Raw genomic sequence first — 20,241 nt, 5'->3', positions numbered from 1 at the left:
CCTCTGTACCCAGCCCAACGAGCCGGTCCGGGTTCTTGTTCCCGGGTTCAGCGGCAGATGTGCCCGTGACCGGGTGTGACACCGCTCACCAGGTAGTTCACCTCGGCCGCGCGGGCGCAGGCCGAGTTGAACAGGCCCGTGTGGCCGTCGTCGGCGCGGGTGAGCAGGGCCGAGCCGTCGATGCTCGCCGCCAGGCCGCGCGCCCAGGACAGCGGGGTCGCCGGGTCGTGGGCGCCGCCGACGACCAGGATCGGCGCGGCACCGTGGACCGGGTGCGGGTGCGGCGGGTTCTTCGGCGGGATCGGCCAGCCGGTGCAGCCGCTCGTGAAGTCCCAGTACTCGGAGTACCGCCAGCTGTGCGGAGCCACCGCGCGGACCAGCCCGGCCAGCGCACCCATGTCCGACGGCCCGGTGAACGGCGACGGGAAGTCGTGGCAGCCGATCGCTCGGTACGCGCCGTAGATCGGGGAGAGGAACTGGTTCCGCTCGGTCAGCGCGCGGGCGTCCGGGAACTCGCCACCGGCCGCGGCCAGCGCCGTGCCCAGCGCGGGCCACTCGTCCCGGAGGTAGAGGTGGTTGTAGACGCCCGCCGAGATCTCGTCGGCGGTCGCTTTCCGCCCCAGATCACTGGACCAGATCGCGCCTCGCGCCGCCCGGGCCACGACGTCGTCGTAGACCCGGAGGACGTCCTGGCCACGCAGAGCGCAGCCGGTCGCGTCGCGGCACCAGTCCGCGAACCGGACCAGTGCGTCCTCGGTCGCCGCGGCCTCCTCGAGGATCGCCTGCCGCAGTGGCCGGGCGTGGTCGACGGCGCCGTCCAGCACCATCGTGCGCACCCGGCCGGGGTGCTTCGACGCGTAGACCGCGCCCAGTTCCGTGCCGTACGACAGGCCCAGCCACGAGATCTTCGACTCGCCCAGCGCGGCCCGGATCGTTTCGATGTCCTCGGCCGCGCTTTGCGTGTCCACGTTCGCCAGCAGCGGCCCGGTGCGGGCCAGGCAGTCCTCGGCCGCCTTGCGGTTGTGCGCCACCAACGCGTCGAACGACGGCCTCGACGCCGGGAACCGGTCCAGCGCCGGGTCGAACAACGTTCCGGGATCGCAGGTGACGCGCGGGGTGCTGAACCAGTCCCCACGCGGGTCGAAGCCCACGACGTCGAACCGCTGCCGCAGCCGGGCGAGGTCCGGCGACGCCAGCCCGCCGAACTGCACGAACCCCACACCCGATCCACCAGGCCCGCCCGGGTTCACCAGCAACGAGCCGATCCGGTGGGCCGGATCCCGCGCGGGCAACCGGGTCAGCGCGAGCCGCGCCGACCCCAGCTCCGGTCTCGCGCGGTCGATCGGTACGTCGACCGCCGCGCACTCCGCCGTCGGTTCCTGCCGCGTGGCACAAGGCCGCCACGACAAGCCCGAAGCTTCGGCGACGGCCGGCACCGCCGCCGAGACCACGACCACCGCGACAGCCACCAAGATCCGGCGTACGTCCATGGTGCGTCTCCTCCCCCTGCACGCCGTCCTTCGGCGTACCCCATTCCTAACAGCGACCACCGACAGGATCAGGAGCGTCGGCCGGTCCAGGAGGAGAAGAAGAAATCGGGGTTTCCTTGCCGCACAACGACTTCCGCGGGCGTACCCACCCAGGAAGTCACTCGATAGTGGGAATCCGCGGCGACCGGCACCCCCTGCGCCGGAGTCGCCGCGGATTCACCACGCGCGAAGCCGACGACCCCGAACATCGCCATCGCGCCCAGCAGCGCGGCCGCCAGCACGCGCCGTTCGATCTTGCCCATCGGAAAATGCCCCCGTAGTAAGGAAAAGTCAGGCCGCGCGGACCGTGACGCTGCCGCTGTCGGTCGTGAGGTCGAGCGTGTGCGGCGCGGATCCGTCGGTCGGCACGTCGATGTCGCGGTGCCCGCTGTCGCTGCCCCCGACGACGCGGTACGGCCCGCCCGGCACGGTGACGTCGACGCTCCCGCTGTCGGCCTTCACCTTCACGTTGTTCGCCTGCTCCAACGTGAATTCGACGCTGCCGCTGCTCGACGTCACGTCGACCGGACCGCGTACGCCCTTGCCCTCGATGCTGCCGGAACTGGCGTGCACCTGGACCTCGCCGACGTTCTCCAGGTCGATCCCGCCGCTCTCCAGCCGCAGCTTCACCAGGCCGGGTACGTCTTCGACCTTCGCGTGCCCGGAGTCGGCCTGAACGTCCACACTGGCCACCCCGCGGACGTCCAGCCCGCCGGAGTCCAGCTTGCCGCTGACCGGCACGCCTTCCGGTACGACGACCTCGAAGTCGACCGAGCAGTTGTCCCCGCAGTCGGTGAGCACGAGCTGGTCGCCGTCGACGCGGTAGAACGTGTCGCCCGGCTTGCTCCGCCAGTGGTAGTTCACCGCCTGGTGGACGGTCGAGGGCCCCGAACCGGTGCGGATCTTCACCGATCCCGAGTCGCCTTCGAGCTTCACGCTGCGAATCGTCTCGGACAGGGTCTTGCTGTTCTCGAAATCCGATCCCCAGCCCCAGCCGAACGCGGTCGCCAGCCCCACGCCGATCAGGACGATGCCACCCAGAGCCAATAGCGGGCGCGCCATGGTCGTGGTCCCCTCAGTGTTGTTTCCTCTGCGTGAAGAAACGTTATGGCCGGTGCGGGGCCGAGTACATGGGGGTATCCCCCCGAAAGACCCTGAGATCCGTCCCTGACACGCGGGGGCGCTGCCGGGGGCCTAACCTGGCGCAAGACTCCAGTTCCGTGATCAGGAGGATCCATGCCGCAAGCACCCGGTCCGTACGAATCCCTGCCCGACGTGCCGTCGTTCACCCTGCGCAGCACCGACGTCGCCGACGGCGAAACCCTGGCCACGCCCCACTTGTCCGGCATCTTCGGTGCCGGCGGCGAGGACCGTTCGCCGCACCTGGCGTGGGAGGGCTTCCCGGCGGAGACGAAGAGCTTCGCGGTCACCTGCTACGACCCGGACGCCCCGACCGGCAGCGGCTTCTGGCACTGGGCCGTGTTCAACGTCCCGGCGTCGGTGACCGAGCTGGCCTCCGGCGCGGGCGACGGCTCGAACCTCCCCGAAGGCGCGGTGACGCTGAAGGGCGACGGCGGGGTCAAGCAGTTCCTCGGCGCGGCGCCGCCGCCCGGGCACGGCCCGCACCGGTACTACTTCGCCGTGCACGCACTGGACGTCGACAAGCTCGACGTGCCGGAGGACGCGACCCCGGCGTTCCTGGGCTTCAACATGTTCGGGCACACCCTGGCCCGCGCGGTGCTCACGGCGGTGTACGAGAACAAGGGCTGAGCCGGCCGGACCCGGCGCCGTCGCGACGGCGCCGGGTCAGCGCAGGGCTTCCTGGTTGACGCCTTCGCGCTCCAGGTAGCGGCCCTTGGTGTGCTCGCCGAACCCGAACTGCCGGTACAGCCCGTGCGCGTCGGCGGTGTGCAGCATCCAGCGGAAGCCGGCGCCGGGCCCGTTGTCGATCATCTCCCGGACGAGCTCCTTGCCGAGCCCGGTGCCGCGGGCGGAGTCGACGACGAAGACGTCGGCCAGGTAGGCCGAGCCGACGCCGTCGGAGAAGGCCCGCGCGAAGCCGACCTGCTCTTCACCGCGGTAGGCGGCGACGATCCGCCACGAACCCGTGATGGCGGCCTCGACCTGCGAACGGGTACGCCAGCGGCCCCAGTAGGCCTCGGTGGAGAGGAACTTCCACACCACGTCGAGGTCCAGCCGTGTCCGGTCGTCGTCCAGCTCGTATTCGCCGAAGGTCCGCATGATCCGAAGTTAACTAGCTAGTCAACGCGGTTTCAGCAGGTAGTCCACGACGGGACGCAGCTCGTCCGCGGACGGCGGCTCGTCGTCGATGAGGCCCTGGATCAGCAGCCCGTCGATGCCCGCGAGGAACACCCGGAACGCCACCTCGTCGTCGTGGCGGACCATCGACGTCAGCACGTCGAGCCAGCGCCGCGCGGCCGGGCGCAGCTCCGGCTTCCGCGCGGCCAGCAGGTACAGCTCGTACTCGGCCATCGTGCGCCCGCGCCGCGGGCCCAGCGCCTCGGCGAGCAGGCCCGCGACCTCCTCGGCGCCACGCGAACCGCGTGACCGGGCCCGGTCGATCATCCAGTAGACCTCGGTCGCCATGTCCCGGGCGCACGAGATGAGCGTGGCGATCAGCAGATCGTCGAGCGACGAGAAGTGGTAGGTCGTGGACGTCGTCGGCACGCCGGCCTCGGCCGCGACCGTCCGGTGGGTCACGCCCGCGACGCCGTCGCGCTCGATGATCCGCAAGGTGGCCGCGATGATCTCCGCGCGCCGCTTCTCACCCCGCACCTTGCGGCCGTCGACCTGCAGTTTCACGTCGAAGCACTCCCGATTTCGATCAGCACCACACCGCCGATGACCAGCGCCAGACCGGCGATCATGGCCGCGTTGACCGGCTCCTTGAGGAACACGACGCCGACGATCGCGACCAGCGCGACGCCGGCCGCGGCCCAGATCGCGTAGGCCACGCCGATCGGCAGCCCCATCTTGAGCACGTACGACAGGGCGACGAACGCGACGGCGTACCCGAGCACCACGACGACCGACGGGCCGAGCTTCGAGAAGCCCTCGGAGAGCTTCAGCGAGACCGTCGCGGAGACCTCGGCGGCGATCGCCAGCGCGAGCAGAAGGTACGCACCCATAGGGTGAAAACTACCTGAACGATCGTCCCAAAACAAAGAGCGACGTACACCACATCGGTGGGACTTAGGCCCACTCAACGGGTTACTCATCAGTAAGGAAGGTTAGTCTCCCGGCACCACCACAGTTTTTGATCCGGACGAAAGGCACCCGAACGATGGGCGCTCTGCAACTGACGCTCGGCGGGATCTCGGTCCTGCTCGGCGTCGTCGCCTGGGGAATGTTCGCCGCGACGATCGCGCGTTTCGTGCGCGTCATCCGTCTCGGGCAGCCCGACTCGACGCGCAACGGCCCCTTCATGCCCCGCATGAAGACCCTGGTCAAGGAGTTCGCCGCGCACACGCGGATGAACCGCAAGCGCAGCGTCGGGCCGGCGCACTGGCTCGTCATGTGGGGCTTCCTGCTGGGCTCGCTGGCCCTGTTCGAGGCGTACGGCGAGGTCTTCGTCCCGACCTGGGGCTGGCCGATCCTCGACGACTTCCCGCCGTTCCAGCTGCTCATGGAGCTGCTCGGGCTCGGCACGATCGTCGGCATCCTGGTGCTGATGGCGATCCGCCAGCGCAACCACCCCCGCCGCGCCGACCGCCAGTCGCGCTTCGCCGGCTCCAACTTCAAGTGGGCGTACTTCATCGAGGCCGTCGTCCTGATCGAGGGCATCGGCATCATCGGCGTCCGCGCCGCGAAGTCCGCGCTGAACACCCACGAAGGGCCGCTGTGGGCGTCCTTCGTCTCGAACCCGATCGGCCAGCTGCTGCCGGCCAGCCCGAACCTGGTCACGGTCTTCGCGTTCGTCAAGCTGATGAGCGCCACGGTCTGGCTGATCGTGGTCGCCCGCACGATGACCATGGGCATCGCCTGGCACCGGTTCAGCGCGTTCTTCAACATCTACTTCAAGCGCGAGGCCGACGGCGGCGTCGCACTGGGCGCGCTCAAGCCGATGATGAGCGGCGGCAAGGTCCTCGACCTCGAGGAAGCCGACCCGGACGAGGACACCTTCGGCGTCGGCAAGATCGAGGACTTCAGCTGGAAGGGCTGGCTGGACTTCTCGACGTGCACCGAGTGCGGCCGCTGCCAGGAGCAGTGCCCCGCGTGGAACACGGGCAAGCCGCTCTCGCCGAAGCTGCTCATCACGCAGCTGCGTGACCACGCCTACGCGAAGGCGCCGTACCTGATGGCCGGCGGCAAGCGCGACATGGCGGGCGACGAGGTCGGTTTGTCCGGCGACAACATGTACGCCGGGATCGACGTCCTGGCCATCGCCGAGTCCCAGAAGGCCCTCATCGGCGACGACGGCGGCGTCATCGACCCCGACGTCCTGTGGTCCTGCACCAGCTGCGGTGCCTGCGTCGAGCAGTGCCCGGTCGACATCGAGCACGTCGACCACATCGTCGACATGCGCCGCTACCAGGTGATGATCGAGTCGTCGTTCCCCAGCGAGCTGAACGGCATGTTCAAGAACCTGGAGAACAAGGGCAATCCGTGGGGCCAGAACGCCAAGGACCGGCTGGCCTGGACCGAGGACCTGGACTTCGAGGTCCCGGTGTTCGACGGTGACATGGAAGACGCCGAGTACCTGTTCTGGGTCGGCTGCGCCGGCGCGTTCGAGGACCGCGCGAAGAAGACGACGCGCGCGGTCGCCGAGCTGCTGCACATGGCCGACGTGAAGTACAAGGTGCTCGGCTCGGAGGAGTCCTGCACCGGCGACCCGGCCCGCCGCGCGGGCAACGAGTTCCTGTTCCAGATGCTCGCGCAGCAGAACGTCGAGGTCCTGAACTCGGTGTTCGAGGGACGTGAGCGGAAGGCGCGCAAGGTCGTCGTGACCTGCGCGCACTGCTTCAACACCCTCGCCAACGAGTACCCGGAGCTGGGCGGCCAGTTCGACGTCGTGCACCACACGCAGCTGCTGAACCGCCTGGTGCGCGAGAAGCAGCTGGTGCCGGTGGCGCCGGTCGCCGAGGACGTCACCTACCACGACCCGTGCTACCTCGGCCGCCACAACAAGGTGTACGAGGCGCCCCGCGAGCTCGTCGGCGCGACCGGCGCGCGGCTGCGCGAGATGCCGCGGCACGGCGACAAGTCGATGTGCTGCGGCGCGGGCGGCGCGCGGATGTGGATGGAAGAGAAGATCGGCAAGCGGATCAACGTCGAGCGCGTCGACGAGGCGCTCGGGACCGCGCCGTCGAAGATCGCCACCGGCTGCCCGTTCTGCAAGGTGATGCTGAACGACGGCCTGACCGCCCGCCAGAGCGACGGCAGCGCGAGCGAGAAGGTCGAGATCGTCGACGTCGCGCAGATGCTCCTCGAGTCGGTCAAGCGCAAGCCGGCGCCGAAGGCAGTGCCGACCGGAGCGCCTTCGCTCGCAGAAGAGTGACAATGATTTTTTCACGGCCCCGGTCAGGAACTTCCTGGCCGGGGCCTTTTCCTTGGCGATATTCGCAATGAAGTAGCCATTGCGCTACGCGTTGTCACACGTCCACTAGCTGGGATTTTGTCGAGGTAATCGTTTTCTTGCAAAAACGTTCATGATATTCACCGAAATGGCCCATCGAGTGGAGGACAAACGAAGACCTGAACCCTGGACATCGGGCGTATCCTGACGTTTCCTTCGCCGCCGCCGTTGCCAGCGAAGGCCCATTCGACGATCACGGAACCAGGGGGCGGCCAGGTATGAGCGAGGACCGGAGCACCACGACCGGGCGACACGCTCTCCGCACCTACATCGACGACATGGACGTCCGGTACCCCGGTGCCGGCGCCCAGGACCCGGTGCCCGCCCAGCGGACGCTCGTGCGCCCGTACGTCCTGACCCGCGGCCGGACGCAGTCGCGCCGCCACCTCGCGATCGAAGCGCTCGTCTCGACGCGCGCCGGCGCCCACTGGAACGGCGCCCGGCTGACCGGCGAGTTCCGCTCGGTCCGCTCGCTCTGCTCCCGCCCGCGCTCGGTCGCCGAGGTCGCGGCCAGGCTGAGCGTGCCGCTCGGCGTCGTCCGCGTGCTGCTGGACGACATGGCCGAGCAGGGACTGGTCACCATCCACGACAGCCGGGTCACCCCCGAGGGCCGCCCGGCGACGGCGTTGATGGAGCGCGTTCTGCACGGCCTGCGCCGCCTCTGAGCATTACGCTCACCGGGTGAGTGAGGATTCCGAGAACTCCGGTGGCGAAAGCACGCTGACCGTCCTGCTCGCCGGTGGGGTCAACCTGGCGATCGCGGTCATGAAGCTGATCGCGGGCGTCATCACCGGCTCCGGCGCGATGCTGTCCGAAGCGGCCCACTCGGTGGCCGACACGTTCACCGAGGTCCTGCTGCTGACCGCGTTGAAACGTTCCGACCGCCCGGCCGACCGCGTGCACCCCTTCGGCTACGGCAAGGAGCGGTACTTCTGGTCGCTGCTCGCGGCGGTGTCGATCTTCGCGTCCGGCTCGATGTTCGCGCTCTACGAAGGCGTGTCGACGCTGTTCGGGCACGGCGAGGCGCAGAGCACGTCGATCCTCAGCTACATCGTGCTGGCCGTGGCGTTCCTGCTCGAGGGCACGTCGTGGGTGCAAGCGGTGCGCCAGACCGTCCGGGAGTCCAGGGCCGAAAACCGGTCGCTCTGGGCGTACCTCCGCCTGATCGACGACCCGACGCCGAAGACCGTCCTGTTCGAGGACTCCGCCGCGTTGATCGGCCTGCTGGTCGCGTTCGCCGGCATCGGCCTGCACCAGATCACCGGCTCGGAGGTCTGGGACGGCGTCGCGTCGATCGTCATCGGCGTGCTGCTCGCCTTCGTCGCCTACCTGCTCGGGCGGACGAACCGCGGCCTGCTCATCGGCCGCCAGGCCAACCCGGAGATCGTCCGCGGCGTCCGCGACCACCTCTCGGCCGCGCCGGAGATCGAGGCGGTCGTGGACCTGCAGACCATGCTGATGGGCACCGACCAGGTCCTGGTCTGCACCCGCGTCGACTTCGACGACTCGCTGAGCGCCGGCGACCTCGAACGCGCCTGCGTCCGGCTCGCGGGCGAGCTGACCCAGTCGTTCAACGACGTCACCGAGGTGTTCATCGAGCCGGTGCCGCGGACGGATCCCGAACTGCGCGCGACGGTGCTGGCGCGCTACGGCGACATCGCGGAGCGGTGGAACAACCCGTAGCTCAGTACCCGAAGTCCTGGACCCAGTAGTTGCCCGCCTTCGTGAACCCGACGCCGAGCTTCTTCAGGGTGCAGTTCAGGATGTTCGCGCGGTGGCCCTCGGAGTTCATCCAGGCGTCCATGACCTGCTCCGCGGACGTCTGGCCCTTCGCGATGTTCTCCGCGCCCGGCTTCGAGTAGCCGGCGATCTTGATGCGCTGGTCGAACGTCGTGCCGTCGGGGCTGGTGTGCGAGAAGAAGTCGCCGGCCGACATCTGGTCGCTGTAGTCCTGCGCGGCCTTGGTCAGGTGCGACTCCTCGGTCAGCGGGTCGCAGCCGGCCTTCGCGCGCTCGTCGTTGACCAGCGAGAGGACCTGCCCGGTGGCCGTCGACGCGACCCGGGCCGCGGCCTTGGTGGTCGGCGGCGGCGCTTCCGACGTCGTCGGCTGCGGGGGCGCGGACGTCTCGGTCGGCGTGGGTGCCGCGCTGGACGTCGTCGGGGCCGGGCCGGCGGACGCGGGCGCGACCGGCTTCGACGGTTGCGCCTGGCCGCCCGCGAGGTCGGTGCCGCTGCCGCCACCGGAGCCCGCGGGCGCGTTGGGGAGCACCAGGGCCGCGGCGCCGAGCTCGGCGGTGTTTCCTTCCGCGGAGGCCATCCAGGTACCGGTCGCGGCGGAAAAAACGCCGAGCAGCACACTGAGTGACACCATCACCACGCGAGCACGTTCACCAAGGGGGGACACGGCGCAGGAACGTATCACGGGACGATTACGGCGAGAACCCTCCGAACGCACTGGTCACATTTGTTCGGTCGTACTCGTCGCCGACGGGTAGGAATTCCGCGGCAATCGGACGCTCCCGCGTTACTCCGTTCAGCCGCTGCGCACGATGAACGCGGCGTCACCGGACGCCGACACCGGTCGTCCGGTCGGGTCCTGGCCGGTCGCGGTCGCCTTGCCCGTGAAGCCCTGTTTCCCCGCGACAGCCTGGCACGTGTAGGTGATTTCGGCGTCCACGGCCAGTTCCGCTGCGGAGTGCGCACACGACGGAGTGTGGTCGTCGACGACGGACAGGGTGGTCAGCGGCACGTCACCGGTGTTCTTGACCAAGACGGAAAAGGTGACGGTGTCGCCTTCCCGGACTTCGTACGGCGTCGCGTCCTTCATCACCGCGATTTCGGGGTGGACGACGTCGACTTTCGGTTCCGCCGACGATTGCGCGGCGCGACCGGTCGGATCCGTTCCCGTCACTTCCGCGGGGGCGGTGAAATCGTCCTCCGACGCTTTTCGAACGCAGGTGTAAGTCTGCGTCGCACCGGCCGGCAGGGTGTCGAACTCCTTCGCGCACGCCGGATCGTCCACAACGGACACCCCGGTCAGCGCGACGTCGCCGGTGTTGCGCACGACGACGGTGAACGTGACCTCGTCCCCGGCGCGCACCTTCTCGGGCTTCGCGTCCTTCGTCAGCTTCAGAGCCGGGTGGATGACGTCGATCTCGTCGGTGTCCGCGGCCGTGAGCGGAGGGCCGACGGGGGCGTTCGCCGTGGCCTTCGCGGTGGCGACGACGTCGTCGGCCGGGGCGGTCGTGGTGCAGTCGAACTTCTGCGTGGCGCCCGCTTCCAGTTTGTCGAACGTCTTCGCGCAGGCGGCGTCGACCTGGATCGCGGTCAGCGGTCCGTCGCCGGTGTTGGTGACGGTGATCGTCGAGGTCACGGTGTCGCCCGCGCGGAAGGGGCCGCCGTGGACGTCCTGGGTGATCGCGAGCCCGGGGTGCAGCACGGTGTAGCCCGCGTCGTCGGTGGCGCTGACCTGGCGGTTCGTCGGATCGGTGCCGGTCGCGGTGGCGGAGCTCACGAAATTGTCGGTGCCGGCGTCTACCTTGCAGGAGTGGCGCTGGGTGGCGCCGGGGAGGAGGGTGCCGATGGGCTGAGCGCACGCCGGAGTGCGACTGTCCACAACGGACACGTCGGTCAGTGGCACGTCACCGGTGTTCGCGACGACGAGGGTGAACGTCACGGTGTCGCCTTGCCTGACCTGCGCGGGCGCCGCGTCGTTCGTGATCGTGACCGCGGGGTGGATGACCTTGACCGGGACCTCGGCGGTGTCGGTCACCGGACGGTTCGTGGCGTCGGTACCGGTCACTTTCGCGGTGGCGGCGTAGTCGGCGTCCCCGGCGATCTCGGTGCAGCTGTAAGTCTGCTTCGCTTGTGGCTCGAGCGCTCCCCAGGACTTGGTGCAGTCCGGGGCCCGCTGGTCGGCCACCGAAACTTCCCGCAGCAAGCTGTCGCCGGTGTTCGTCACGGTGATCGTCGACGTCACGGTGTCGCCCGGGCGGACCACCTTCGGGTCGGCGGATCTCGTGATCGCGATGGCCGGGTGGATGACGTCGACGGCGGCGACGGCGGAGGCGGTGACGTCCGGGCCTACCGGTGGGGTCGCGTCGACCCGCACGGTGCGGGTGACGTCGTCGGCCGGAGCGGTGGCGGTGCAGCCGAACTCGCGGGTGCCGCCGGGCTCGAGGGCGCCGTCGATCACCTGGGTGCAGCCGGTGGTCCGCGCGGCCTGCGCGTCCGTGACGTGGAGGCCGGTCAGCGGCACGTCGCCGGTGTTGCGCACGGTGATCCGGAACGGCACGGTGTCGCCCTCGCGGAACGGGCCACCCGTGACGGCCGCGGTGACCGCGACGGCGGGGTGCTGCACGGTGAACGCCGCTTCGGCGGTGGCCGTGACCGGCCGGGCGGTCGGATCGGTGCCGGTCACCACCGGCTTGGTCGTGAAGCCGGTGGCGCCCGCGACGGTCGTGCACGAGTACGTCCGCGTCGCCTGCGGCTGGAGCGTGCCGAGCGGCTTCGCGCACGCGGCGAGCTGGTCGTCGGCGACCGCGACGCCGGTGAGCGGCACGTCGCCGGTGTTGGTGGCGGTGATCGTCCAGGTCACGGTGTCGCCTTCGCGGACCTGCGCGGGTGCGGCCTTCGCGGCGAGCGAGACGGCGGGGTGGATCACGTCGACGACGGCGTCGTCGGTGACCTTCACCGTGCCGCCGAGCTGGTCCTTGGCGGTCGCGGTGGCCGTGTTGGTGAAGTCGTCGGCCGGGGCGGGCGCGGTGCACGAGTACGTCTGCGTGCCCCGCGGCGGCAGCGCGCCGAGCGCCTTGGCGCAGGCCGGGGTGCGGTCGTCGGTGACGGCGGCTTCGGTCAGCGGCGAGTCGCCGGCGTTGGCCACGGTGATCGTGAACGTCACCGGGTCGCCGGGGCGGGCGACGGCGGGGGCGGCGTCCTTCGTGAGCGTCAGCGCCGGGGTGATCACCGTGACGGTGGCCGACGCGGTGGCGGTCACCGGGCGGCCGCTCAGGTCGGTGCCGGTGGCGGTCGCGTGGGACGTCGTCGTGCGGGACGGGTTCGCCGTGCACGAGTACGTCTGCGTCGCGCCCGCGGCCAGGCCGGCGAAGGTGCGCGAGCACGACGTCGTCGTGTCGTCGGTGACGGTGACCGGGGCCAGCGGGCTGTCGCCGGTGTTGTGCACGGTGACCGTCCAGGTGACGGCGTCACCGGCGTGGATCACCGGCGGGTTCGCGGTCTTGGTGAGCTCGACGGCGGGCGCGATCGTCGGCGCGGGTGCGTCGGCGGCGGCCGTGACCTGCTTGCCGAGCTCGTCGGTGGCCGTGGCGGTCGCGGTGGCGACGCCGTCGGCGATCGGGGCCTTCGCCGTGCACTCCCACGTGCGGCTCTCGCCGGGCGCGAGCGTGCCGGGCGGGGACTGCGCGCACGAAGGCGTCTTCGGGTCGGTGACCTGGAGGCCGCTCAGTCCGGTGTCGCCGGTGTTCACGGCCTTGATCGTGAACGTCGCGGTGTCGCCGGCGCGGTAGGCGGGCCGGTCGGGCGTCTTCGTGAGGCCGAGCGCCGGGTGCAGGACGTCGACGTGGGCGGCGGCGACGCCTTCCACGGCGTCGCCGAGCGCGCTCGTGCCGGTCGCCTTCGCCGAGGCCGTGAAGTCGTCGGCCGGGGCGGGTCCGGTGCAGGTGTAGCTGACCGTCTGGCCCGGGGCGAGCGTGCCGATCGGCTTCGCGCAGGCCGGGACGGCGTCGGCCGTCACCTGCACGCCGGTCGCCGGGACCCCGCCCGGGTTGGTCACGGCGACGGCGAACGTCACCGGCTCGCCGACGTGCGCCTTGGGCTGCGTCGCGCGCAGGGCGACCTGGAGTTCGGGCACCGGCACCGAGAACGCGAGGTTCTGCGCTAAGTAGGCGTCGCCGCTGGTGACGAAGCCGAGCTTCGTGCTGGTCGCGCCGGCGGGGACGCGGTCGACGTTGAACGCCTTCGCGTCGACGCTGAAGTTGTTCTTCACGGCCGGGGCGGCGGCGTTGTCGGCGTTCGAGACGAAGAAGTTGGACGTCCCGCCGGTCGCGGGCTCGGCGGCCGGGGTGCCGTCGACCAGGAACTGGTCGCCGGAAGCACCCCAGTCGCCGTCGTACGCGGTGACGCCGAGGTGGGCGTCGGCGGCCGCCGCGCGGAAGCCGGTGATCGTCGTCTCCGTGGCCGGGGCGCCGGCGGTCTGGTCGACGTGCCCGTCGTACACGACGACCTTGCGCTTGTTCGGCGCGTAGTCCGCGTTGCGCTCGGGGTAGGCGTAGACGAGGGCGACCGACCAGCCGCCGACGCAGTCGAAACCCTGGGCGGCCCAGACGTTCCCGACCGTCACGTCGAGCGCGGTCCCGGTCGGCGCGGTGGCGAACCGGTCGGTCACGTCGGCGTGGGCCGAGTAGTGGCCCGCGTCTTCGGCGTAGCCCGAGGGTGCGACGTCGGCGGACTTCGCGCTGCCGACGGAAAGCCGGACGTTCTGCTTCGCGGGCGTACCCGGCGGGGGAACAGCGCCCTGGCACGTCGTGCTGCCCGCCCAGTTGAGGCGGGCGAAGGCGATCTTCGCACCCGGCGGGATGCTCACCGACGCGCCGGCCGAGTCGAAGGTGCCCGGGTCGGCGTCGACGTCGGCCCACGGCAGGAAGAAGTCGTCGTTGGCCAGGGTGTCCTTGCGGTCCGCGGTGTTCGCGCAGGCCGCGGGGGTGGCGACCGGGCCGGACGTCGGCGCGTGGTCGGCGGCGACCGGGCAGCGCAGGACGCCGTTGCCCGCGTACAGGAAGTCGCCGTAGACGACGGCGTCGTAGCCCACGGAGAACGGCGGGGCCGCGGTCGCGCTCGCCGACGGCACGACGGCCGAGGCCAGGAAGACCAGTGCCAGCACCACAACCAGGCGAAGCGGTCGTTCGGGCAACGGCACTCCTCGCCACCTCCGGGGTCGAGACGACCTTGGGAGCCTGGCACGAACGAGGGGTTTACGCGCCGGTTCTCACCCGTCCGTGGACGCGGTCAGCTTCACCGTCGACTCGTGGGTGAGTGCGGTCGCCGCCTCGACGAAGCCGATGACGGTCCGGAGTTCGTCGTCGGTGTAGCGGTCGCAGAGCTCGTACATGCCCTTGACCAGGTGGTCCCACAGGTGCACGCCGCTCGCGATGGCCTGCTCGTCCAGCGCGATCAGCACCCGGCGGCGGTCGTCGGGGTGCGGGCGGCGGTCGACGATGCCCTTGCGCTCCAGGCGGTCGATCATCGCCGTCACGGACGCGGGCGCGAGCCCGGACAGCCGCGCGAGCTCCTTCGGCGTCTGCGGCCCGAAGCGCGCGAGGTAGTCGAGGACCTTGCTCTGCACCGCCGACAGGCCGCGCGTCTCGGAGATCGCCGTGTGGAACATGACCGTCTCGGTCGACAGCTCCCGGGACCTGAGCAGGACTTCCTCGACCAGTTGCGCACGCTCGCTTGACACGGCCCTCAGCCTAGCGCACTCTTTAGTTCGACAGAACGAATTAGTTTCTAAGAGATTCGAGGGGACGAACGAGATGACACGGGCACTGATCATCGGGGGCGGCATCGCGGGCACGATCACGGCCATCGCCCTGCACGAAGCCGGGCACGAGCCGGTGTTGTTCGAGGCGTACGACCGGGGCGCGGAGGGCGTCGGCGCGTTCCTGACCCTGGCGGTGAACGGCCTGGACGCGCTGCTCCCGCTCGGCCTGAAGGACGTCGTCCGGCGTACCGGCTTCGACTCGCCGCGAATGTCGATCGGGCTCGGCGACGGCACCCGCCTCGCCGAATTCCCGCTGGGCGGCGCGCTCCCGGACGGCACCGTGAGCCAGACCGTGCTGCGCTCCGAGCTCTACGTCGCCCTGCGCGACGAAGCCGCGCGGCGCGGCATCCACGCCGAGTACGGCAAGCGGCTGATCGGCGCGAGCGAGACGGGCACGCGGGTCAGAGCCGACTTCTCCGACGGCTCGCACGCGGAAGGCGACCTCCTGATCGGCGCCGACGGCCTCCGCTCGCGGGTGCGCACGATCATCGACCCGGACGCGCCGTCGCCGCGGTACGTCCCGCTGCTCAACACCGGCGGGTTCGCCGAAGGCCTGGCGCTGCCGGACGAGCCCGGGGTGCTGAACATGGTGTTCGGCAAGCGGGTGTTCTTCTGCCACGTCGTCAGCCCGGACGGCCGCGTCTGGTGGTTCGCGAACCCGGCCCGCAAGACCGAGCCGACCGCGTCCGAACTGGCCACACTCGCCGGCGAGAAGCTGCGGAAGGAACTGCTGGACCTCGTGTCCCGCGACCGGACGCCGGCCACCGAAATCATCAGCGCCACCCGCGAGGTCTACCCGGCGTGGCCGACGTACGACTTCCCGTCGGTCCCGGTCTGGCACCGCGGCCGCATGGTGATCATCGGCGACGCGGCGCACGCGACGTCACCGGCGGCGGGCCAGGGCGCGTCGATGGCCATCGAAGACGCCGTCACGCTGGGCAAGTGCCTCCGGGACGTGCCGGACGTTTCGCGGGCCCTCGCCACTTACGAGGGTCTGCGGCGCGAGCGCGTCGAAGCGGTCGTCGCGGCCGGCAAGCGCAACGGCGACGACAAGGTGATCGGCCCGGTCGGGCGCGTCGTCCGCGACTTCTTCATCAAGCGCGCGTTCTCGAAGCCGTTCGACGAGGACCCGAACGCCTTCATGTGGGACCACCGCATCGACTGGAACGAGAAGATCGAGGCCTAGCGCCAGGTGTCGACGCGGTGGAAGTTCTTGTACGCCCGGCTCGGGGTCGGGCCGCGCTGCCCCTGGTAGCGGGACCCGGCTTCACTGGAGCCGTACGGGTGCTCGGCCGCGCTCGACAGGCGGAAGATGCAGAGCTGGCCGATCTTCATGCCCGGCCAGAGCGTGATCGGCAGGTTCGCGACGTTGGACAGCTCGAGCGTGATGTGCCCGGAGAAGCCGGGGTCGATGAACCCGGCGGTCGAGTGCGTGAGCAGCCCGAGTCGCCCGAGCGAGGACTTGCCCTCGAGGCGGCCGGCCAGGTCGTCGGCCAGCGTGACGAGCTCGTAGGTCGACCCGAGGACGAACTCGCCCGGGTGCAGCACGAAAGGCTCGTCGCCCTCCTTCTCGACCAGCGAGGTCAGCTCGTCCTGCTGCAGCTGCGGGTCGATGTGGGTGTACTTGCTGTTGTCGAAGACGCGGAAGAACCGGTCCAGCCGGACGTCGATGCTGGACGGCTGGACCATGCCGGCATCGAAGGGGTCGATGCCGAGCCGGCCGGCGTCGAGCTCTTTGCGGAGGTCACGGTCACTGAGCAGCACGCCCGGCAGCCTATCCGGTGGACAGTGACATCCGGGGCTCCGCCCCGAGCCGGGGGCTTCGCCACCCGGTCCCCCCAAAGACTGGTCAGGCGACCCGCATGTGCTGCGCGTAGGAGGTATCGGGCGCGAAGATCTTCTCGAGCCGCTTCACGTACCCGCGGCGCCCGGCGCGCCCGAGCCGTTCCTGCAGGGCGGTGGCCCCGGGCACGAACCGCCGCACGGTCTCGGCGGCGAAGTTGACCCCGGCCACCGCGACGATCGCGGCCTGCGCCACGGGATCGTCGGGCAGCCCGAGGAAGTCGGCGTTGGTCTTCCCGAGCACGAGCCTGCTGATCGAGGAGTGCACGGCGACGGAGACGTGCGACAGAATCTTGCCGACGGCCCCGCGCCCCTCCCCGACAGCGGCGTTGGCCTCGACGAGCGCCTTGGCGAGCCGCTTGGAGTCGTCGTCCGGGATGAACTCGGTGGCGGCCAGCAGCCACAACAGCCGCCAGGCGTCTTCCTCGGAGGTGGGCAGCAGTTCGTCGTCGACGCCCATGAGCCACCCGATGTACCGCCAGAGGTGCAGGATGTCGCCGCGTTCGCGCGCGGAGTACCGGAGCCCGAGCAGCTGAGTACCGAAGACGTAGACGAGCGAGAAGAGCAGCAACGTCCCGGCGGTCTGCACCTGGTTGACGGGCCGATCCCAGGCGTCGTAGTCCCAGTCGTCCCGCCCGTTCATGGCGGCGCGGACGTGGGCGTGCACGAGCCGGATCCGCAGCGCGGAGGCGTACCCCTTCTCCCCGTGCTTGAGCGAGCCGGGCGTGGTGACGTCGATCCACCAGGTGGCGGTCTCGACGAGCCGCCGCGTGGCCTGGTACTCGATCTCCCCGGTCCCGACCAGCGCTTTCGTCGCGCGGGACGCGAGGTAGCCGCCCATCAGCGACATGTCCCCGAGCGGGAAGAGCCCCAGCAACCCGGCCCGAGTGATGGCGCGCGCCCCGCGTTCGAGCCGCTCGTCGTCGACCCAGTAGGGCTTGGCGTTCACCTGCCCGAAGAACTCCTTGAGCGGCCCGGGCGCCTCGACGCCGTCGGTGAGCGAGTCTTCGAACAGCCGCCGCCCCTGCCCCTTCGGCAACCGCGCCATCCAGGCGACGACGTCGTCCGCGAGCCGGTCCTGCACCTGCGCGAACTCCCGCAGCCGCGCCACCTGCCGCTCGTCACCCCGGATGTCACCACGCACGAACAGCCGCGCCGCGAGCCGGAACCCACCCTGGCGGAACAGCTCGGGATCCTCCATGACCGCACACCTCCGAAGTCGACAACAAGTGTTGTCACTTGACGCGCCGACGTCAAGGAGGGAGGGGTCTGGACAAGGGGATCACGCCGCCGTGTATGCTGGCGACGCACTGCGGATGTAGTTCAATGGTAGAACATCAGCTTCCCAAGCTGAATACGCGGGTTCGATTCCCGTCATCCGCTCTCACCGAAACCCCGGGCATTCCGCTCGGGGTTTTCGCTTTCCATCCGCGCCCGCAATTGAGCCGCGTGCGCGTCCGGCAATCCCGTTTCCACCGCCCGCTCCAACGCCTCGAAAGCGGCCCCCGAACCCAAGCGGTGCAACAACTCCGCCCGCGACGCGTGCCACCACGGGTAATCCGCCAAATCCGGCAACCCATCAACCAAAGCCAAAGCCGCCGACGGCCCATCCCGTTCTGCCACCGCTGCCGCGCGGTTGAGGCGGACCACGGCTGTGTCCTGGATCGACAACAGCACGTCGTACCAGGAAATCACCGCGTTCCAGTTCGTGTCCGCGTACGACGGGGACAGGTCGTGGCAGGCCGCGATCGCGGCTTGGACCACGTACGGGTTCGGGGTCGTCGGGGTTCGGCGCAGGCCGGCGCCCACCAGCTCGACGCCCTCCTTGATCAGCTCGAAGTCCCACGCCGAGCGGTCCTGGTCGGCCAGGAGGACCGGGGCGCCCGCGACGAACCTGGCCGGGCGGCGGGCGTCCTGCAACAACACCAGGGCCAGCAGACCCAGCGCCGTCGGCTCGTCCGGCATCAGCGACGCCAGCAGGCGCGCCAGCCGGATCGCCTCCGCCTGCAGGGACTCGCGGCCCGTGTAGCCCTCGTTGAAGATCAAGTACACCGTCGCCGCCACGCCGGACAACCGCGAAGGCAACTCCGACGAAGACGGCACCCGGTACGGGATCCGTGCCTGAGCGATCTTCTGCTTCGCGCGCGTCAGCCGCTTCGCCATCGTCGCCTCGGGGACCAGCAGCCCGCGGGCCACCTCCGCGGTCGACAGCCCGCCGAGGGTGCGCAGGGCCAGCGCCACCTGGGCGTCCAGCGACAGCGCCGGGTGGCAGCACGTGAACACCAGCCGCAGGAGGTCGTCGCGGACCGAGACCGGGTCCGGGTGCGGGTCGATGGCCGGCATCGCGTCGGCCTCCTTCCCGAGGCGCTTCGCTTCGCGGCGGACGACGTCGACCGCGCGGCGGCGGGCGGCCACCAGGAGCCAGCCGCGGGGGTTGGCCGGGACGCCGTCGCGCGGCCACGTCTCGAGGGCGCGCACGACGGCGTCCTGCACCGCGTCTTCGGCCAGGTCGACGCTGCCGGTGACGCGGACCAGCGTGGCCAGTACCCGGGTGCCCTCGTCCCGGACCAGCCGCGCGACCGCGTCCCCGGCGCTGGTCACTTGCCGAAGTCGACGACCGGCCGGACTTCGATCGCGCCGTCCCAGGCGCCCGGGATCTGCGCCGCGCGCTTCACGGCTTCGTCGAGGTCGGCGCATTCGAGCAGGTAGAAGCCGGTCAGGGCTTCCTTCGTCTCCGCGTACGGGCCGTCGCTCGTGACGATGTCGCCGCCCTTGCCGCCGGTGACGCGGACCGTCGTCGCGGTGGCCGTCGGGTACAGCGCCGCGCCGCCGCGGATGACGGCCTGGGCACCGTCGTGGAACTCGTTGTAGTCCTTCATCATGTCCGCGGCCTCGGGCCGGGTCGGGTCGACGTCGGAGGCGTAGATGATCGCGGCGTACTGGGGCATGACTGCTCCTCACAGGATCCTGACCGGCGCCGATCGCCGGCTCTCACTGTAAGGACGAACGGCGTGGCCGTCCCCTGGACACTCAGCCCTCGACGAGTTCCCAGTCGCCGCCCGGGGTGGCGCGGTCGTAGACCTGGCCGGGCGCGGCCTTCAGCACCGTGCGGACGTCCGGGTACAGGTTCGCGACGTGCTCCAGCTCCAGGCCCTCGACCTCGAAGTCCTCCGCTTCCGGGACCTCGAACCCGACGAACAGCCACGTGCCGTCCTGCTCCCGGACGACCTGGCGGACCGAGCGCAACGGCTGCTGCGGCCCGGTCGGGATCTCGGTCAGGCCGCTGCTGATCTGGGCCTCGTCGTCCGGCGAGCCTTCGAACTTCCAGGCCGCGCGGCGCTGGGCCAGCAGCCGGATGTCCTCGTCCTCGTCGTCGGAACCGGTCACCGACGACAGCAGCCACGTGCGGCGCTCGGGGTCCCAGTCGGCGGCCATGCCGGTCGGCACGTCGGCGAGCGCGGCCAGCTGCGGCAGCAGCTCGACGGCTTCGCGCAGCGACAGCTTCCCGAAGCTTTCGCGGTTGACCACCACGTCATCGGACAGCTCGGTGCCGTTGCTGATGAAGAAGTCGTCCTCGTCGTCCAGTACGACGAAACCCAGCGCGTCCGGGTCGTTGACCAGAGCCAGTGCGATGATCACCGGCGCTTCCGGGTCCTGGCGCAGCGGCCATGCGGTCGACATGCGCCATATCCCACCATCGGGGTACCCGGCGCGCCGAT

Annotated in this window: 19 protein-coding genes and 1 tRNA gene; 6 read left to right on the top strand and 14 right to left on the bottom strand. The window is 70.3% G+C overall.

The window, feature by feature from the left end; all coding sequences use genetic code 11:
* Positions 1-47 precede the first annotated feature (47 nt).
* From SD460_RS07345 to SD460_RS07335, 3 genes are all read right to left on the bottom strand, one after another.
* Positions 48-1,490 carry an alpha/beta fold hydrolase gene (locus SD460_RS07345; protein WP_290050726.1) on the bottom strand — a complete coding sequence of 481 codons (1,443 nt, stop codon included), beginning with the start codon at positions 1,488-1,490 and terminating at the stop codon, positions 48-50.
* A 68-nt stretch (positions 1,491-1,558) separates the two neighbouring features.
* Positions 1,559-1,792, bottom strand: a complete 234-nt coding sequence (locus SD460_RS07340) for a hypothetical protein (protein ID WP_290050727.1) — start codon at positions 1,790-1,792, stop codon at positions 1,559-1,561.
* Positions 1,793-1,820: 28 nt separating this feature from the next.
* Positions 1,821-2,591 carry a DUF4097 family beta strand repeat-containing protein gene (locus tag SD460_RS07335; RefSeq protein WP_290050729.1) on the bottom strand — a complete coding sequence of 257 codons (771 nt, stop codon included), beginning with the start codon at positions 2,589-2,591 and terminating at the stop codon, positions 1,821-1,823.
* 174 nt (positions 2,592-2,765) lie between these two features.
* On the opposite strand from SD460_RS07335, the gene SD460_RS07330 reads away from it, so the two are divergent.
* Positions 2,766-3,299 (top strand): YbhB/YbcL family Raf kinase inhibitor-like protein, encoded by a 534-nt coding sequence (locus SD460_RS07330; RefSeq protein WP_290050731.1) that lies wholly within the window; start codon positions 2,766-2,768, stop codon positions 3,297-3,299.
* A 36-nt stretch (positions 3,300-3,335) separates the two neighbouring features.
* Here SD460_RS07330 and SD460_RS07325 read toward each other — a convergent pair whose 3' ends face one another.
* Genes SD460_RS07325 through SD460_RS07315 form a run of 3 tightly spaced genes read right to left on the bottom strand, consistent with a single transcriptional unit; the run spans position 3,336 to position 4,678 of the window.
* A complete protein-coding gene (locus tag SD460_RS07325) occupies positions 3,336-3,770 on the bottom strand; it encodes a GNAT family N-acetyltransferase (RefSeq protein ID WP_290050733.1) in 435 nt (144 codons plus the stop codon).
* Positions 3,771-3,791: 21 nt separating this feature from the next.
* A complete protein-coding gene (locus tag SD460_RS07320; RefSeq protein WP_290050734.1) occupies positions 3,792-4,352 on the bottom strand; it encodes a TetR/AcrR family transcriptional regulator in 561 nt (186 codons plus the stop codon).
* On the bottom strand, positions 4,349-4,678 hold the full coding sequence (locus SD460_RS07315) for a DMT family transporter (protein WP_290050735.1): 330 nt from the start codon (positions 4,676-4,678) through the stop codon (positions 4,349-4,351). Before SD460_RS07315 ends, SD460_RS07320 begins: the two co-directional genes overlap by 4 nt.
* 155 nt (positions 4,679-4,833) lie before the next feature.
* Between SD460_RS07315 and SD460_RS07310 the strand changes: the two genes are divergently transcribed.
* The 3 genes from SD460_RS07310 to SD460_RS07300 all read left to right on the top strand — a co-directional run bounded on the left by SD460_RS07310 (position 4,834) and on the right by SD460_RS07300 (position 8,808).
* Entirely contained in the window at positions 4,834-7,047 is a 2,214-nt protein-coding gene (locus tag SD460_RS07310) for a (Fe-S)-binding protein (RefSeq protein WP_290050737.1), read from the top strand.
* Positions 7,048-7,343: 296 nt separating this feature from the next.
* The gene (locus SD460_RS07305; RefSeq protein ID WP_290050739.1) at positions 7,344-7,790 is read left to right on the top strand and encodes a DUF742 domain-containing protein; all 447 of its coding nucleotides are present in this window, start codon (positions 7,344-7,346) and stop codon (positions 7,788-7,790) included.
* A 16-nt stretch (positions 7,791-7,806) separates the two neighbouring features.
* Positions 7,807-8,808, top strand: a complete 1,002-nt coding sequence (locus SD460_RS07300; RefSeq protein WP_290050741.1) for a cation diffusion facilitator family transporter — start codon at positions 7,807-7,809, stop codon at positions 8,806-8,808.
* A 1-nt stretch (position 8,809) separates the two neighbouring features.
* On the opposite strand, the gene SD460_RS07295 is transcribed toward SD460_RS07300, so the two are convergent.
* From SD460_RS07295 to SD460_RS07285, 3 genes are all read right to left on the bottom strand, one after another.
* Positions 8,810-9,502, bottom strand: coding sequence for a CAP domain-containing protein (locus SD460_RS07295; protein ID WP_290050743.1), 693 nt, complete (start codon positions 9,500-9,502; stop codon positions 8,810-8,812).
* A 156-nt stretch (positions 9,503-9,658) separates the two neighbouring features.
* On the bottom strand, positions 9,659-14,059 hold the full coding sequence (locus SD460_RS07290) for a CLIPPER-2 domain-containing protein (protein WP_318306009.1): 4,401 nt from the start codon (positions 14,057-14,059) through the stop codon (positions 9,659-9,661).
* A gap of 69 nt (positions 14,060-14,128) precedes the next feature.
* Positions 14,129-14,599, bottom strand: coding sequence for a MarR family transcriptional regulator (locus SD460_RS07285; RefSeq protein WP_290050746.1), 471 nt, complete (start codon positions 14,597-14,599; stop codon positions 14,129-14,131).
* Between the two features lie 73 nt (positions 14,600-14,672).
* On the opposite strand from SD460_RS07285, the gene SD460_RS07280 reads away from it, so the two are divergent.
* A complete protein-coding gene (locus SD460_RS07280; RefSeq protein WP_290050748.1) occupies positions 14,673-15,866 on the top strand; it encodes an FAD-dependent oxidoreductase in 1,194 nt (397 codons plus the stop codon).
* Here SD460_RS07280 and dcd read toward each other — a convergent pair.
* Both dcd and SD460_RS07270 read right to left on the bottom strand, forming a co-directional pair.
* Positions 15,863-16,444, bottom strand: coding sequence for a dCTP deaminase (gene dcd, locus SD460_RS07275; protein WP_290050749.1), 582 nt, complete (start codon positions 16,442-16,444; stop codon positions 15,863-15,865). The genes SD460_RS07280 and dcd overlap by 4 nt on opposite strands.
* 85 nt (positions 16,445-16,529) lie before the next feature.
* Positions 16,530-17,723 (bottom strand): oxygenase MpaB family protein, encoded by a 1,194-nt coding sequence (locus SD460_RS07270; protein WP_290050751.1) that lies wholly within the window; start codon positions 17,721-17,723, stop codon positions 16,530-16,532.
* A gap of 111 nt (positions 17,724-17,834) precedes the next feature.
* On the opposite strand from SD460_RS07270, the gene SD460_RS07265 reads away from it, so the two are divergent.
* A tRNA-Gly gene (locus tag SD460_RS07265) sits at positions 17,835-17,905 on the top strand.
* On the opposite strand, the gene SD460_RS07260 is transcribed toward SD460_RS07265, so the two are convergent.
* The 3 genes from SD460_RS07260 to SD460_RS07250 form a co-directional block, all read right to left on the bottom strand.
* The gene (locus SD460_RS07260; protein ID WP_290050752.1) at positions 17,897-19,123 is read right to left on the bottom strand and encodes an RNA polymerase sigma factor; all 1,227 of its coding nucleotides are present in this window, start codon (positions 19,121-19,123) and stop codon (positions 17,897-17,899) included. The genes SD460_RS07265 and SD460_RS07260 overlap by 9 nt on opposite strands.
* Positions 19,120-19,470, bottom strand: a complete 351-nt coding sequence (locus SD460_RS07255; RefSeq protein ID WP_290050753.1) for a YciI family protein — start codon at positions 19,468-19,470, stop codon at positions 19,120-19,122. The genes SD460_RS07260 and SD460_RS07255 overlap by 4 nt, the downstream gene beginning before the upstream one ends.
* Positions 19,471-19,552: 82 nt before the next feature.
* Positions 19,553-20,203 (bottom strand): hypothetical protein, encoded by a 651-nt coding sequence (locus SD460_RS07250; protein ID WP_290050754.1) that lies wholly within the window; start codon positions 20,201-20,203, stop codon positions 19,553-19,555.
* Positions 20,204-20,241 lie beyond the last annotated feature (38 nt).

It is taken from the genome of Amycolatopsis solani (assembly GCF_033441515.1).
Taxonomy (GTDB): Bacteria; Actinomycetota; Actinomycetes; order Mycobacteriales; family Pseudonocardiaceae; genus Amycolatopsis; species Amycolatopsis solani.
Note: the sequence above shows the minus strand (reverse complement) of the source record. Positions and strands in the feature narration are given on the sequence as shown.

Bases quoted from the DNA above. Each gene is read 5' to 3' on its own strand.
- SD460_RS07280 (WP_290050748.1), top strand. From the start codon at position 14,673: ATGACACGGGCACTGATCATCGGGGGCGGCATCGCGGGCACGATCACG.
- SD460_RS07330 (WP_290050731.1), top strand. From the start codon at position 2,766: ATGCCGCAAGCACCCGGTCCGTACGAATCCCTGCCCGACGTGCCGTCG.
- SD460_RS07335 (WP_290050729.1), bottom strand. From the start codon at position 2,591: ATGGCGCGCCCGCTATTGGCTCTGGGTGGCATCGTCCTGATCGGCGTG.
- SD460_RS07345 (WP_290050726.1), bottom strand. From the start codon at position 1,490: ATGGACGTACGCCGGATCTTGGTGGCTGTCGCGGTGGTCGTGGTCTCG.
- SD460_RS07270 (WP_290050751.1), bottom strand. From the start codon at position 17,723: ATGGAGGATCCCGAGCTGTTCCGCCAGGGTGGGTTCCGGCTCGCGGCG.
- SD460_RS07310 (WP_290050737.1), top strand. From the start codon at position 4,834: ATGGGCGCTCTGCAACTGACGCTCGGCGGGATCTCGGTCCTGCTCGGC.
- SD460_RS07315 (WP_290050735.1), bottom strand. From the start codon at position 4,678: ATGGGTGCGTACCTTCTGCTCGCGCTGGCGATCGCCGCCGAGGTCTCC.
- SD460_RS07305 (WP_290050739.1), top strand. From the start codon at position 7,344: ATGAGCGAGGACCGGAGCACCACGACCGGGCGACACGCTCTCCGCACC.
- SD460_RS07340 (WP_290050727.1), bottom strand. From the start codon at position 1,792: ATGGGCAAGATCGAACGGCGCGTGCTGGCGGCCGCGCTGCTGGGCGCG.
- SD460_RS07325 (WP_290050733.1), bottom strand. From the start codon at position 3,770: ATGCGGACCTTCGGCGAATACGAGCTGGACGACGACCGGACACGGCTG.
- SD460_RS07255 (WP_290050753.1), bottom strand. From the start codon at position 19,470: ATGCCCCAGTACGCCGCGATCATCTACGCCTCCGACGTCGACCCGACC.
- SD460_RS07250 (WP_290050754.1), bottom strand. From the start codon at position 20,203: ATGTCGACCGCATGGCCGCTGCGCCAGGACCCGGAAGCGCCGGTGATC.